Origin of the sequence: Synechococcus sp. H55.11 (assembly GCF_047462475.1) — a bacterium.
Taxonomy (GTDB): Bacteria; Cyanobacteriota; Cyanobacteriia; order Thermostichales; family Thermostichaceae; genus Thermostichus.
Map to the genome: position 1 here is coordinate 1 of NZ_JANSJI010000292.1, position 13,947 is coordinate 13,947.

16 protein-coding genes and 1 tRNA gene are annotated in these 13,947 nt (G+C 61.0%); 9 read left to right on the forward strand and 8 right to left on the reverse strand.

Features of this window, described 5'->3' with window-relative positions; all coding sequences use genetic code 11:
* Nucleotides 1–22: 22 nt before the first annotated feature.
* The 4 genes from NW853_RS11775 to NW853_RS11790 all read right to left on the reverse strand — a co-directional run bounded on the left by NW853_RS11775 (nt 23) and on the right by NW853_RS11790 (nt 3,452).
* Nucleotides 23–751, reverse strand: a complete 729-nt coding sequence (locus NW853_RS11775; protein ID WP_414349101.1) for a HEAT repeat domain-containing protein — start codon at nt 749–751, stop codon at nt 23–25.
* Nucleotides 752–844: 93 nt separating this feature from the next.
* Nucleotides 845–1,603 (reverse strand): peptidylprolyl isomerase, encoded by a 759-nt coding sequence (locus NW853_RS11780; protein ID WP_414335155.1) that lies wholly within the window; start codon nt 1,601–1,603, stop codon nt 845–847.
* A 72-nt stretch (nt 1,604–1,675) separates the two neighbouring features.
* A complete protein-coding gene (locus tag NW853_RS11785; protein ID WP_414335156.1) occupies nt 1,676–2,431 on the reverse strand; it encodes a hypothetical protein in 756 nt (251 codons plus the stop codon).
* Nucleotides 2,432–2,513: 82 nt separating this feature from the next.
* Nucleotides 2,514–3,452: a DUF1517 domain-containing protein gene (locus NW853_RS11790; protein ID WP_414335157.1), complete on the reverse strand. Its 939-nt coding sequence runs from the start codon at nt 3,450–3,452 to the stop codon at nt 2,514–2,516.
* 214 nt (nt 3,453–3,666) lie between these two features.
* Between NW853_RS11790 and NW853_RS11795 the strand changes: the two genes are divergently transcribed.
* The 3 genes from NW853_RS11795 to nusB all read left to right on the forward strand — a co-directional run bounded on the left by NW853_RS11795 (nt 3,667) and on the right by nusB (nt 7,646).
* The gene (locus NW853_RS11795) at nt 3,667–4,524 is read left to right on the forward strand and encodes a Cof-type HAD-IIB family hydrolase (protein WP_414349102.1); all 858 of its coding nucleotides are present in this window, start codon (nt 3,667–3,669) and stop codon (nt 4,522–4,524) included.
* An 11-nt stretch (nt 4,525–4,535) separates the two neighbouring features.
* On the forward strand, nt 4,536–6,698 hold the full coding sequence (locus tag NW853_RS11800) for an ATP-dependent helicase (RefSeq protein ID WP_414349103.1): 2,163 nt from the start codon (nt 4,536–4,538) through the stop codon (nt 6,696–6,698).
* A 93-nt stretch (nt 6,699–6,791) separates the two neighbouring features.
* Complete coding sequence (gene nusB, locus NW853_RS11805; RefSeq protein ID WP_414335161.1) at nt 6,792–7,646, forward strand: transcription antitermination factor NusB; 855 nt, start codon at nt 6,792–6,794, stop codon at nt 7,644–7,646.
* Between the two features lie 5 nt (nt 7,647–7,651).
* Here the strand turns inward: nusB and NW853_RS11810 are convergent, their stop codons facing one another.
* The gene (locus NW853_RS11810) at nt 7,652–8,095 is read right to left on the reverse strand and encodes a DUF29 domain-containing protein (RefSeq protein ID WP_414335162.1); all 444 of its coding nucleotides are present in this window, start codon (nt 8,093–8,095) and stop codon (nt 7,652–7,654) included.
* Nucleotides 8,096–8,231: 136 nt separating this feature from the next.
* Nucleotides 8,232–8,303: transfer RNA gene (locus tag NW853_RS11815), tRNA-Gly, on the reverse strand.
* A 103-nt stretch (nt 8,304–8,406) separates the two neighbouring features.
* On the opposite strand from NW853_RS11815, the gene ssuE reads away from it, so the two are divergent.
* The 3 genes from ssuE to NW853_RS11830 all read left to right on the forward strand — a co-directional run bounded on the left by ssuE (nt 8,407) and on the right by NW853_RS11830 (nt 9,974).
* Nucleotides 8,407–8,934 carry an NADPH-dependent FMN reductase gene (ssuE, locus tag NW853_RS11820; RefSeq protein WP_414335163.1) on the forward strand — a complete coding sequence of 176 codons (528 nt, stop codon included), beginning with the start codon at nt 8,407–8,409 and terminating at the stop codon, nt 8,932–8,934.
* A 143-nt stretch (nt 8,935–9,077) separates the two neighbouring features.
* A complete protein-coding gene (gene secG, locus NW853_RS11825; RefSeq protein ID WP_011433676.1) occupies nt 9,078–9,317 on the forward strand; it encodes a preprotein translocase subunit SecG in 240 nt (79 codons plus the stop codon).
* A 12-nt stretch (nt 9,318–9,329) separates the two neighbouring features.
* Nucleotides 9,330–9,974, forward strand: coding sequence for a YqiA/YcfP family alpha/beta fold hydrolase (locus NW853_RS11830; RefSeq protein WP_414349104.1), 645 nt, complete (start codon nt 9,330–9,332; stop codon nt 9,972–9,974).
* Nucleotides 9,975–9,983: 9 nt separating this feature from the next.
* On the opposite strand, the gene NW853_RS11835 is transcribed toward NW853_RS11830, so the two are convergent.
* Complete coding sequence (locus NW853_RS11835) at nt 9,984–11,060, reverse strand: ABC transporter substrate-binding protein (RefSeq protein WP_414335166.1); 1,077 nt, start codon at nt 11,058–11,060, stop codon at nt 9,984–9,986.
* Between the two features lie 189 nt (nt 11,061–11,249).
* On the opposite strand from NW853_RS11835, the gene upp reads away from it, so the two are divergent.
* The 3 genes from upp (at nt 11,250) to NW853_RS11850 (ending at nt 13,678) form a co-directional block, all read left to right on the forward strand.
* The gene (upp, locus tag NW853_RS11840) at nt 11,250–11,939 is read left to right on the forward strand and encodes a uracil phosphoribosyltransferase (RefSeq protein ID WP_414335167.1); all 690 of its coding nucleotides are present in this window, start codon (nt 11,250–11,252) and stop codon (nt 11,937–11,939) included.
* A 175-nt stretch (nt 11,940–12,114) separates the two neighbouring features.
* Entirely contained in the window at nt 12,115–12,993 is an 879-nt protein-coding gene (locus NW853_RS11845) for a hypothetical protein (RefSeq protein WP_414349105.1), read from the forward strand.
* Nucleotides 12,980–13,678 (forward strand): tetratricopeptide repeat protein, encoded by a 699-nt coding sequence (locus NW853_RS11850; RefSeq protein ID WP_414349106.1) that lies wholly within the window; start codon nt 12,980–12,982, stop codon nt 13,676–13,678. Before NW853_RS11845 ends, NW853_RS11850 begins: the two co-directional genes overlap by 14 nt.
* A 75-nt stretch (nt 13,679–13,753) precedes the next feature.
* Here the strand turns inward: NW853_RS11850 and NW853_RS11855 are convergent.
* A partial coding sequence (locus NW853_RS11855) for a hypothetical protein (RefSeq protein ID WP_414349107.1) occupies nt 13,754–13,947 on the reverse strand: 194 nt, incomplete at its 5' end.

Below are 13,947 nucleotides of genomic sequence, written 5' to 3' on the forward strand. Positions count from 1 at the left end.
GGGGGTAGTCGTGTCAGGTAGCTTACTTAAGGTTATCCAGTTGCTCCGGCAAGTCGGGATCCGCTAATTTTAGGAGGGCAAGCCGCGCATCGTCCCGCACTCCCCAATCGGGATCGCGGCTGGCGCTTGTCAGCAATTGCCTTTTCAACATCGCGTAAACGGTGGGATCCTCGAGAGCCAGTCTCACCTGTTGCCCGAGGATCCCCAAGCTCCAGGCACAGTTGCCGCGGACTGCCGCCACTGGATCGTGGGCCAAACCCCGACAGAGGGCTGCCGCTACCTCCTGCAGAGCCGGGCCAGACAACACCTGAGCTTGGGCCAATTGTCCGAGGGCGCTGGCCGCCCAAAGCCGCACTGCCGCGATATCTTCAGCCAACACTTCCAGCAACACCGGATAGGCGCGGGGATCCTTAGCATTGCCCAGGGCCCACACCAGGCCTTTGCGCACATAGCCATTCCAATCCCGGCGCAGGCCTTGGATCAGCACTTCCACCTCAGCGGGATCCGGATTGCGACCCAGGGCATAGGCCGCTCCCACCCGCACCAACGGGCAGGGATCCCTGAGCAAAGCCAACAGGCGCGGGATGGCGCGGGGTTCTTCGATCTCACAGAAGGCGCGGGCCGCCTGCATCCGCAAACGGGGATCCGGATCCTGCAACTGCTGCAGCATCCGCTCCACATCCACCTCCGGCGGCGAGTGAGGTGGCAGCTCGTCTAGGGGTTCAAGAGGAGAAAAAGCGTCTTCATGCATGAAAAGGCGCCCACAGGTTGGTGGAGAGGGCGAGCACAAAACTCTCCCCTCCCCAAGCCACGACAGCCGAACCAGCAGCAGAGCTGCTGCCTATCATAAACCGCCGGGGGCCGCCGTCTGATCTGCTCCTGCTGGATACCTGAGCAAGTCCGCTCCTTCCAGCACCCGCGCCGAGCGGATCACATCCCCCACCTGCAGGCGCTCCACCCACTCCATGCCACTGGTGACATAGCCGAACACGGCATAGCGCCCATCCAGGATCGGCAGAGCAGAGAGGGCGATATAAAACTGGGAAGAAGCCGAGTCGAGAGGGCTGGAACGGGCCATGGCCACCGCCCCCAAGCGATGGGGCAAGGCCAGCTTGCTCAGGGCGATGGGATCCTCGATCAACGTGTTGTAGCGGGGGTGAGGCTCTCCGCGCACCTGGATCTCCAGAGGGATGGTGCGCAAGCGGCTGCTGCCCGGCTCTGGGGCGCCGCCGGTGCCATCTCCCCGCGGATCCCCGCCCTGCACCACAAAGGGCTGGGGATCTTTCTCCACCCGATGGAAGGTGAGACCGTTGTAAAAGCCCCGCTGCACCAAATCCACAAACTGGCCGGCGGTAAGGGGCGCCTCCTCTCCGCGGATCTCCAAGAGAACCTTGCCCACTCCTTCAGCAGTTTGCACCTCTAGCTCCACCACTGCCTTCCCTTGCAGTTGCGGGCGATGGGCGTAGGCCGGCGGGATCCCAGATGGAGAGCCAGAAGAGGGGGGCGCACTGCGACAAGCGAACAGACCGAGACAGAGGTACCCCAAAGCTAAGCCCAATCCCACTCTGCCGCGGCTCATTCGCCCCAGCTTGGCGAATTTCATCTGCCCCTTCTCCCTTTTTCTTTATCGATCCAACCTTCCACGGGGATCCCTCTCCAGACAAAAGAGAGATATCTAGATCCGTTGCGACAACCCCAACTGCAAGGTAACGCTGCGAACGCCGTTGCTCACGCCCACCCCGTAGGGGCTGATGGAGATGACTCGCCACTCTCCTTTCACCGCCTGGCCGACCGGCACCTGCCGCACCACGTTGTCCACCAAGATCAAGGCTTTAGGGGCACCCGGATCGTGGATCAACCCCACCAACTTCATCTGGGGCGGCGGTTGAGGCGGGATCCGCGCCGGCGGAGCAGACCTTCGAGCGGCAGGAGGAGCGCTGGCTGCCGCTGCAGGGATCGTTCTCGCCGCCGGCTTGGCCACGACCTCTCCGCTGGGCTCCTGAGAGATAACCTTTTCAGGCAGATCCAGGCGACCTTCCTCCTCTGAAGCCGAGGACGGCTCTTGGGCTGGCAGGGAAGCGGAATAGGCAGGCCCAAGCGCCTCGACGAGATCGGGATCCCTTTGCCGAGGTGGATCGGCCTGTGAGAAAACCCCTGATCGCGGGCGCAGAGTCATCCAAAAAGCCAGCCCCGCCACCAGCGTGGCCGCCAAAGCTAAACCCAGCAGCAGTCCGCCGCCAGCCGAAGAACGGCGGGAAAGCAACGGGGGGCGCGTACCCAAATAGGGATACTCCTCCGCTCCCTCTGCCTCAAGGCTGTGCTCCAGATCCCCAAACAGCTCATCAAACAGAGAATCTGCCTGCCTCGCTTGGCCAGACCATACCCAAGGAGAACGACGGCCCCTGGCTGCTGAAGTATCCAACCCGGACATAGAACCTCTCTGGCCTCACGGTGGGGATCCCGAGGCGTTGAGACACTCAGCCGACTGTTGCCGTCTCCTCAGCCCAGCTCCCTCACAGGAGCCGCATTTCCGGGTACTCGGTCAACAGCGCCTCCGCCGACAGGGTGTCTCCCTCCAACTGCGGCGTCCACAGCACCTCGATGGCCACAATCCGCTCGGCCGGGATGGCAGCCAACTGCATCAGACACTGCCGCAGCTCCGCCACGGAATTAACTACAGGTAGTGTACCCAAGTTGCCACGATACGCAACCAATAGAGTTACCACCAGGTATTCGCCCACGTCCGGGATCCCAGCAGCAGCGCGCTTCAGCGCCGCTTGGGGAACCTGTTGGATTTGGTTATTGCGGTTGGTGAGGGTTTCGGCGCTAAACTTGCTGCGCTCTTGCAAAGAGGCTTGGTAGAACAGGGATTCGGCGCGGGGGAGGGGCAGCTTCTCCACCTGGGCATGGCCGTAGGCCCAGTAGTCGCTGTAGCGCATCAGGCTCAGACTGACATTCTGCAACAGTTGGCTCAGCCCCTCCGGCGACTGGGTGTCTGATTCCAGAGCCAGAGCGTTGATCTCCTTTTGCAGTTGCCGGGCGCTGGCCAGCAGGCCCACTTTCACCTGGGCCACGGTTACCAGCGGGTCGCCAACCCCGTCCTCTCCATCTTCGGAAACAGCCGAGCGCAGGCTGCGCACCAAAAAGCTGCCGGCCCCAATCAAGAGCAGCAGTGTCAGCAGGCCGCCACCGCCCCCCCAGAAAAAGGGCACCACCAGGGGGAACCCGAACCCACCCCCATAGCTGGGGTACACCGGAGCCGAGCGAGGGCCAATGGAGCGGGGCGCAGAGAACGTCGGAGACCGGAAAGAGCCGCCCCCAATACGACCACCACTGCGGGCCCAGACGGCGCTCACGGGGGCCAAAGCCAAGATCAAGGCCAGGGCAACGGCTAGCAAAGGCCGGCAGACGCGACCAATTCGTTTCAGCATGTTCACGGTATTTCTGTCCATCACGGGGCTAGTCTTCCTCAATTGTATGCTCTTTCCTTAAACAGCAGAGGGCAGGGATCCGAACCCTTTAACCGGCCATTTGAACCATTGCTAATCCCCGTCGATTGACCTCTCAGCATCCAACTCAGGATCACTTCAATCTGGCCTATTGAGACTATCGACGGAGCCGACCGCAGTCGTGTTAGGGTCTGGGAGGTTGCCAGGAGGAGGGGCAATGCAAACCGGAGCAGAGGCTCAAATCCAAGAGCAAAAAAAGGAAGGGGGATCCCGGAGGGACATTCGGCTGTTGGTGGTGGACATCGATGGCACGATTGCCGGGCCTTCCAACCAGGTTTCGGAGCCGGTGCAGCGGGCCATTCAAAAAGCCAAAGCCGCAGGTGTGCGGGTGGCGATTGCGACGGGTCGGATGCATCGCTCTGCCGAGCGGTTTCACCACGCCATTGGGGCCGATATGCCCCTCTGCAGCTATCAGGGGGCGCTCATTCGCGATCCCGACAGCCAAAAGACCTTAAAACACTGGAGCCTGGACTGGCGGCTGACGGAGGAGCTGTTGCAGGTGCTGCAGGATCAGCCGGTGGGGGTGCACCTCTACATCGATGACCAGCTCTATGTGCGAGAGCTCAGCCCCCTCAGCCAAGCCTATGCCGAACGCTCCCAGGTGCCGCTCCAGATGCTTTCCCCCGCCCAATATGGGCAAAGCCCCACCAAGATCCTGGCTGTTTGTGAAGATACGGAGTTTTTGCAGGCATTACAGGGATCCCTGCGGCGGCAGTATTCTCCTGAGCAGCTCTACCTCACTCGCTCGGAGCCGATTTTTTTGGAGGCCGCCCATCCGGCGGTGAATAAGGGCAATGCCGTTCGTTTTCTGGCAGAAGAGCTGCTGGGGGTGTCGGCGGAGCAGGTGATGGCCATCGGCGATGGCGACAACGACATCGAGATGCTGCGGTATGCGGGGATCGGGGTAGCGATGGGGAATGCCTCGCCGGCTCTGCTGCCCCACGCCGATTGGGTGGCTCCCCCTGTCAGCGAAGATGGGGTGGCGGTGGCCATCGAGACTTTTATTCTCAACTAGGCAGGGAGCCGATGGTGGGTTTGGCTGCTTCTCCTTTTCCCCAAGTCACGCTGCGTCCAGAACAGCAACGGGCATTGGCGTATCGTTCGGGACCTCTGGGGATCGCGGCAGTCCCGGGGAGCGGCAAGACGTTCATCCTGGAGCTGCTGATTGCCGACCTCATCCTGAATCGAGGGATCCCGCCGGAGCGCATCGGGGTGTTCACCTACATGCGGTCGGCGCGGGGCAATCTGATCAGCCGCATCAACCAACGCCTGCAAGAGGCGGGCTATCCGGAGCGCTTTACCCAAGCTTTTACCTTGCATTCGCTATCGCTGCGGGTGTTGCGGGAGGCCCCTGGCCTTTGGGAAGAGCTGTCCATCCTGGAGGGATATGAACAGGAGCGCCTGCTCAGCCGTCTCTGCCGCGCCTGGCTCGCCCACCACACCCACCTCTGGGAGCCGCTGATTCCCCCCGACGATTCCCACCAGAAGGTGGTTCGAAACCGGACGCGGTTTCGGCGTAGCTTCCAGCAGATGGTGCAGGCGGTGATCAGCACGGCCAAGAATCTGCGTCTGGGGCCGGAGCAGATCCCTGCCGACAGGGAGGGCTATCTGGGCTGGGCCGCCCCCCTCTATGCCGCCTACCAGGCGGAGCTGCGTCGCCTGGGCAAGCTGGACTACGACGACCTGGGCTGGCAGGCGGTGGAGCTGATCGAGCGCGACCCTGTGCTGCGGCAGCAGGTGCAAAGCTGGTACGACTACCTGTTCGAGGACGAGGCCCAGGACAGCTCCCCCCTGCAGGAAGAGCTGCTGCGGTTGCTCAGCCAGCGCGCCGGCAACCTGGTGCGGGTGGGGGATCCCAACCAAAGCATCATGGGCACCTTCACCACCGCCGAGCCACGGCTGTTTCGCGCCTTTTGTCAGGCCAATCCCCGAGTAGTCTTAGAAGAGTCCAGCCGCAGCGCCCCCCAGATCCTCGAGTTGGCCAACCGCCTGGTGGACTGGGTGAACCAGAAGCACCCCATCCCGGCCCTGCGCACCGCCCTGGCTCCCCAGCACATTCGTCCGGCCACCGCTGGCGGCCAGAATCCCCCGGCCAGCGAGGGTCAGGTGGAGTTTCGCCGGGTAGCCGGATCGCCGGAAGAGGAATTGCAGGAGGTAACACGGTGGGCCCTGGCAGCCGCCCAAGCCTTCCCCGACCAGACGGTGGCCATTCTGGTCACCACCAATGAGCTGGGGGGCAAGGCCCTCGACTATCTGCGGGAACTGGGGGCGGAGCGGATGATCGATCTGTTGCGGGGCAACCCCAGCCAGCGGCGGGTGTTGCTGCAACTCAAGGGAATAATCGACTGGTTGGCCCAGCCCACTGTCCCCGCTCGCCTGGCCGCTGCTGTGGATCACCTGGCCGACTGGGCCGGGATCCCGCGCCTGGAGCTGGGGCCGATGTTGAACTGGATCCGCGCCTCGCTGCCGGAGCGGCTGCTGTTTCCCCAGTTTGGGGAAGCCCCTACTTTGCCGGATAGCCCCTCTTGGCAAAGCTTAGGCCGGCTGCTGTGTACCCTAGCCAGTTGGCTACGGGCCGGGCGTTCTCCCTGGGCAGAGGCGCTGAATGTGATTGTCCAAAGCCTCTACCGCAAGCCGGAAGAACTGTTTGTAGGTCACTACGTCATCGACCAGTTGGAGCAGGTGCTGGGATCCCTGCCTGAGGTCGATTGGCAGGAGATTGCCCAAGAATTTCAGGTGATTCTGGATCGCCACCTTAACAACCTGCCCTCGGAGATCTTTGCCTTCGACCCCGAGCCGGGCAGCATCACCGTCGCCACGCTGCACCGTGCCAAGGGGCTGGAATGGGATCAGGTGTTCATCCCCCAGGTGTCGGCCTACGAGTTTCCCGCCCAGCACGGGGAGCGACCGGTGGGGCTGAAGTTTTTGGAAGATGTAGACATGAAAGCAGAGGCCCTGGCCCAGTTGCGACAGCTCAGCCCCAGAAGGTATTGGGAGCTGCAGGCCAACTCTCCTACCGAACAGGCCTTTCTAGACTTGGCGGCAGAGCGGTTGCGGCTGCTATACGTGGGCATCACTCGCAGCAAACGGCGGCTCACCCTCTCGGTCTCCAGCCAATCCCCCTATGGCAAAGAGCAGAGTGCATCTTTGGCGTTTCGCGTGTTAAGCCGCCCTTCCGAAGCGAGTTGACAGCGAGGCCTCTGGTTCTTCCTTGCCCCGCGGCAGCCTGCTAGCATGGCTAAGCCCGATGGGGCAGTTGTTCAAAACCATGGGTATTCTGCAATGCAACCTCGGCGTGTTGCCCGCGAACTGGCCCTGCTAGGGGTCAACCAACTGCCGGCCACGGCGGCCAAACTGAGCGAAAAACAACTGGCGGACTTGCTGCTGGCAGCCATCCGCGCCCTGCAGGAAGAGACCCATGAAACTCTCTCCACGGCGGCGGCGGAAATTCAGCGCAGCGATCGCCTGCTGCACGAGAGTGATCCCCTGTTATTGGCTGCTTCTGATGCCAAGGAAGAGGGCGGATCTCGCTCCCTTACTGTCCGCCTTCAGCAGGCCCAACGACATCTGCAGCGCCTGGAAACGGCTCTGACGGAGACCAACGCCCGCGACACCGCGCCGGGAGAATTGCTGGAGCTGGCCCACCAAGCCCAAGTGGCCCTCAGCAACGCCGGCCAAGCCCTGGAACACATGGAACAGCGACTGCACAGCGTCCGCCACATCCTGGATGAGGTTGTGCAGTTGTCCCAACAGGCGGTCAACCGGCTGGGAGTTGCCTTGTCCATGCCAGAGCTACTGCACATTGCCCAATCTTCAGAAGTGCGCGCCTATGCTTTGCAACTGTTAACCGCTCTGCATGCTCACAAAGAGGCGATTGATGCTCGTTTGCAAAAGGTTTTGCTGGGCTGGCAATTGCAGCGGGTGGGTCGGATCGAACGCGATATCCTGCGCCTGGCGGTGGTGGAAATGGAGATCCTGGCCAGCAGCCCCGTTAAGGTCGCCATCAACGAAGCCGTAGAATTGGCCAAAAAATACGGGGATCCGGAGGCCGCCGCTTTCGTCAACGGCGTGCTGCGACGAGTGGTGGACAACCCGGTGGAGACCCACGGGGGCCCTGCTGCCGGTTCGGCGGGCTGAGCAGATCACGGGGGATCTTCCTTGCCAGGGTAAAAGTCGGGATCCATCACCTGCTCTAATGTGTAGGGACACTGGGCCGGCAGATCTGTCTCAGACAGGGGCGTTTCTCTCACCACCACCAGGATCCCGTCCTGATGAGCCTCTTGCAGGGCTGCCGAAAGATCGGGCTTGAGGCTGGGATTGTCCCTGAGCAACCGCTGGATCTGGCGGCGTTGTTCGGTGATCGTTGCCCGCCAACTTTTGCCTCGCAGGTGGGGCTGGAATTGCCACTTCAGCAGATGTCCTACCAGGATCCCCAGCCGGTTCAGCAATTCCCGGCGTTCTTGCCTGCCCAAAGCCTCGATTTCCTCCACCAAGTTGGCGATATCCAGTTGCTCCCACTGCCCCGCTCTCAGCAGTGCAGCTTGCTGTTGCGTCCAGGCATAGAAGTCGGACTCGTAAAGTTGCATGCTTGATTACCTAAGCGGACACCGACCCAAGAACTTCTACTGGCTCCTTGCCCCCCTCCAACTCGACATCGGCTCAGGGTAGGTTGGAACCGAATAATGATCGGGGGAAGAGGGTTTTGCTTGTCTGGTGTCAAGAAGCGGGCGATGAGACTCGAACTCACGACATCCAGCTTGGGAAGCTAGCGTTCTACCACTGAACTACGCCCGCACAGGACTGGGCCCGGCATCCTGAAGCCCTGTCCTTCCTAGTCTATCATCATCTTTCACGTGGGATCCCTGATACAACTGAGGCAGCATTCTGTCTGCAACCTATGTCCAGCATCCTCTTGCTCTCCGGTAGTCCCAGCGCTCCTTCTCGCTCGGAAGCCATTTTGCATCATGCTGCCGCGATCCTGTCGGATTTGGGGTTGACCACTCAGTTGGTTTCGGTGCGGGACTTGCCGCCAGAGGATCTGGCGCTGGCCAAGTTCGATAGCCCTCAACTCAGGGAGATCCAGCAAAAGGTGGCCCAAGCTGCCGGGATCGTCATCTCTGCTCCCGTTTACAAAGCCTCTTATCCAGGCGTGTTGAAGGCGCTGCTGGATTTGCTGGATCAAGACGCCTTTACCGGTAAAGTGATTCTCCCCATCGCCACCGGGGGAACCCTGGCCCATCTGCTGGCCATCGACTTTGCGATGAAACCTGTGTTGTCGGTGATGGGGGCCACCCATATTTTGAGAGGGGTTTACATCTTAAGTTCTCAAATTCAGTTTGATGCTGCCGGAACACTCCAGCTAGAGGCCGACATCGAGGAACGTCTGCAAGCCGGGATCCGCGCACTTGCCCAGGCGGTGAAATAATGGTCGACATTCCTGGAGAGAGCAGAGACGTCTGGGCCTGGCGACTGGATTTGGCAATGGCAGCGGTGCCGAGACAGAGTGCGCTAGGATGGGGCTTTAGGCGATAATGGCTTTGGCAACTTGCCCTACGGGGATCCTCTGCGATGGAAGCATTTTTTGAGTTTCTCTGGTCGGCCTCGGCCATCTTGCTGGTGATCTTGGTGCTGCTGCACAGCCCCAAGGGCGATGGGTTGGCGGGCATTGGTGGGCAGGCCCAGTTGTTCTCCAGCTCCAAAAGTGCCGAGCAAAACCTCAACCGCATCACCTGGACGGTGGCTACCCTTTTCCTCTCCATCAGCGTGGTGTTGGGCGCAGGTTGGCTTTCGGCAGCCACAGGGCCATAGGGATCTTTTTCCGTGTTGGCCATTTACCTGCATGGATTTGGCTCTGGGCCCCAGTCGGCCAAGGCAACTTTTTTTCGGCAGCGGCTGCAGCAGGTGGGGATCCCCCTTCAGGTGCCCGATCTGAACCAGGGCAATTTTGCCCAGCTCACCTTGACCCGCCAGATCCGGCAGGTTGGCGACCAGCTTGCCGAGATGAACTACCCTCCTGTCACCCTCATCGGCTCTAGTTTGGGGGGTTTGGTGGCCGCCTGGGTTGCCGAACAGCACCCTTGTGTGCAGCGCCTGGTGCTCTTGGCGCCGGCTTTCGGCTTTTTGGGCTATTGGCTGCCGCGGCTGGGGGCCGAGGCGGTGGAGACCTGGCAACGCACCGGACAACTCACGGTGTTTCACTATGGAGAAGGGCGCCCGCTGCCTTTGGAATACGGTTTTGTCACCGATGCCCAACGCTACCCAGATGGGGCATTACGACGGCCGGTGCCCACCCTGATTGTGCATGGGATCCAAGACGAAACCATTCCCATCCAAGCCAGCCGAGACTACGTGGCCCGTCGCCCCTGGGCCCAACTGGTGGCAGTGGAGAGCGACCACGCCCTGACCGATGTGTTGGAGCTCAGTTGGCCGGCTATCAGCCGCTTCTGTGGCTGGGTGACGGGGTAGTGTTGCCGGTCAGGCAGTGTAGTAGGCAGTGCCTTTATTGACGAAGTCCAGCGTATAGGCAGCCCGGTAGTTGATGGTTGGCTCAAACACGCCCGCCACCGTCATGCTGTCGAAGAAGTCTTGCCAGCGTTGGTCGGTCATGGCGCCAATGCCTTTTTCCAGCGCATCGCCGGACAAGATGATGCCGTACTCCTGCAACTTCTCGAAGCTGTAGGCCAATTGGGCATCGGTCATTTCCGGGTTGTCCTGCTGGATCAAGCGATACGCCGGACGGGGATCCTCTAGGAAGCTGTACCAGCCCTTGATCGAGGCATCCACAAATCGCTCCACCAAGTCGGGCCGGGTCTCCACCAGTTGCCGACGGGTTTCGATGGTGGTGGCGTAGGGTTTGTAGCCCAAATCCGCCAGGAGGAAGACCACCGGCTCGAATCCCCCTTCCTGCCGGATAGCAAAAGGCTCGGAAGTCAGGTAGCCCTGCTGAGCTGAGCTGGGATCCGCCAAAAAGGGGCCGGGGTTGAAGTTGTAGGGGCGAACCTGATCGTCGGTGAAGCCAAAACGCGCCTTCAAGTAGGGCCAGTAGGTGACAAGTCCCCCTTTCGAGACAAAAATAGGGCGGCCCTTGAGCTCCTCAAAGCGCTGGGTGCCGGGGTGGGCCATGAGGATCTGCGGGTCTTTTTGGAAAATGGCTGCCACACACACCAGGGGGATCCCTTCTCGCACGGCACTGATCACCCCTACGCTCCCCCCCATGGCAAATTCGGCAGCTCCACCGGCCAAAACCTGGGTGATGTTGATGCCGGGGCCACCCATCTTGATGGTGACATCCAGGCCATGCTCGCGGTAGATGCCGGTCGCCACCGCCTGATAAAAGCCGCCGTGTTCCGCCTGGGCATACCAGTTGGTGGCGTAGGAAACGCGCTCCAGGCCGGATCCCTGAGCCACGATCAGGGTGGGAGAGGGCTTGCGCCGAGCTTGGGCACCCCCCGCCGCCAACAGGCCGCCCCCAAGGGCTGCGGCCCCTACCTTGAGAAGTTGACGGCGGCTCAGAGCCTTGGTGGTCGATTCAGAGGGCCGAGACGAAACCATGAGCCATTCTCCCTAACCTGCTTTTTACAGGATACAAGGTGGCCAAAGACGCATGTAAACAGCGACACCCTAGCAAACCCAAAACGCTTGGGCAGATCAGTATCTCCGGCTACCGGCATTTGCAGACGAGATCCAGTGGCATGCGGTTCCATCCATTGGAGTGCTTGCTTTCTGCCGAGGTAACCCGCTATGCTACCGCCCAGATTGAGGCGTCCTCTGGTGGCAAGTCAGCAGCTTCGTGTTTACGTACCTCCTCACCCGCTCATCAAGCACTGGCTAACTGTGGCTCGGGATGTGGAGACGCCCATGCCCCTGTTTCGCACGGCCATGTCGGAGCTGGGCCGTTGGCTGACCTATGAGGCGATGCGGGAGTGGATCCCCACCCAGACTGTGCAGGTGCAAACGCCCTTGGAACCCGTTGTCGCAGAGGTCATCGCGCCGGATACCCTGCTGGGCATTGTGCCGGTGTTGCGGGCCGGCTTGGCGATGCTGGAAGGTTGTCAGGCCCTTTTGCCGCAGGCACGGATTTTTCACGTCGGCATGGTACGGGACGAGGAAACGCTGCAAGCCAGTTGCTACCTCAATCGCCTTCCCGAGCGGATCCCCGCCCAGATGCGCATCCTCATTCCCGAGCCGATGTTGGCCACCGGGGGCACGCTGCTCTGGGTTTTGGATGAGCTGAAAAAACGGGGGTCCGATCTCAGCTTGGTCAGGATTGTCAGCGTCTTGGCAGCGCCTCCAGGGTTACAGCGGCTGGGATCCCACTACCCCATGGTGCAAATTTTCTGCGCCATGATCGACGAGCGGTTGAACGACCGAGGGTTTATCCTGCCTGGGCTGGGGGATGCAGGGGATCGCGCCTTCGGCACAGGACACTAGCCACGCTTACAGTGCGGGGCTTCCCGCCGCCCTTGAACCTACCCTAGAGGGTCATTTTGGCGGTTTGGGTTGCTCAACCTGTTGGATCATGGGTAATGTTGGCGCTTTGGGCATCCCGGTCGATTGGCCTGCTTGGACTTCTGAGGGTGCCGGCGCCTTTTCCCCTCCTGCGCCTATGCGACTTGTCCTGACCAGTTTGGATGGCAGCTTGCTGGATCTGGAATCCAACAGTTATGGTGCTGCCCGACAAGCCTTGGCTGCTCTGGAGCGCCGCTCCATTCCCTTGGTGCTCTACAGCCTGCGCACCCGCGCTCAACTGGAACATGTGCGGCGGCAGTTGCACTTGGAGCATCCGTTCATTTGTGAGGACGGATCCGCCGTTTACGTTCCCGAGCATTATTTCCCGGCGGGCATTTTGGACGAACGCTGGCAACACCGTCCTCCCTACTATGTGTATGCTCTGGGACTGCCCTATGCCCGCTTGCGCAGCATCCTGCAGCAGGTGCGTCAAGATTCCCGCTTGGATTTGATCGGGTTTGGAGATTGGACTGCCTCTGAGCTGGCGGCTGCCGCCGGGATCCCTTTGGAAGAGGCAGAGCGAGCGCAGCAGCGGGAGTACAGCGAGATTTTCAGCTATTCCGGGGATCCCGAAACCCTGCGAGAAGCCTTTGCCCAGCAAGAAGCTAACCTCACCCAACATCTGCTGCGGGTACGTCAGCTTCATTTCTCCAGCCTACCGCAATGGTATCTGACCGGATGGGTGCAGCCGGTTACAGAGCCCCATTTCTCGCCGGGGGAAGAGGCGGTACGGCGGCTGCTGGATTGCTACCAACGGCATTTGGGCCCTGTTCAGTCTTTGGGCATTGGCTGTTCCCCGCCCGATGTGGCCTTTTTGCGATGGGCAGAACGAAAAGTGGTGCTTCCCAGCCCAATTGCGGATAGCCTCTGGAATGAGGCCCTGCCCCAATGGCAGTTGGCTCAGCTCCCTGGCCCAGAGGGGTGGAACGAAGTGGTGTTGACGTGGTTGGAGGAAACAGATCATGGTGGTGAATAAACAGCAGCCCGGTCATCCGGCTATCCCCCTGAGCCTAAGAGCGGTGGGATGCCTGCTGAGTTGGGCGATGGCAATGCCTGCCCATGCGCAACCGCCCATGACCCTGCTGACAGGGGAGCCGACGGTCGCCCAACTGAAGGAAGACGGAGCCCGCTATCTGCAGATGGGCTTTCATACCTTGGCCGTCAACGCCTACCGGAGCGCGATTGAACTGGAAGAAAAAACCTTGGTGCTCCCCAGCGAACGGGATCCAGACGTGCCGTTTAACCTCGGCTTGATCTATGCCCGTCAGGGCAAGCTGGCGGAAGCGCGCGCCGCTTTTCAACGCTCGGTGGAGGTGGATCCCAGTAGTTTTAAAGCCCGCTATCAACTGGCTTTGGTGGATCTCAAACTGGGGAACCTGGTCGCAGCCAAAGAGCAGCTCACCCTCCTGGCCCAGGCCGCCAGCAACAATCCCGAAACCCACCGCCATCTTCAATCTCTACTGGCCCCCCTGGAGTCTGTTCCCTTGCCCGGCCAGCCCCCGGCTCGCCCTCCAGCCGTTGAGTCGGAAGCGGCCCAGCTCTTGCCCGAACCCCAGAAAACCGAAACAGCCACCCTGCCCACCGCAACGGAGACACAATTTCCGGAGAAGGAGAAACCTCGCTCGGCTCTGCAGCGGCTACGCCAACGGGAGCTGGACTAGCTCCCTCACCGACAGCCGATCGCGCCTGGCAGTCTTCTGAAGGCATGGGGCCAGCTACCAGGGATCCCGCTTGGGCTAAACGCCTCCCTTTTTGGACGCCGACTGAGGATCTTGGGTGCCTTTGGTGGTGAACACCGTGGTGAACATCATCAGCATGCCTCCCACCCAGATCAGCAGGGCCAATCCTCCGAACAGCCAATTCAGCCAAGTTTGGACTTCCATAGAGCTCTCCAGACTGCACAGGTAGCTGTAAACTACCCGACTCCGAC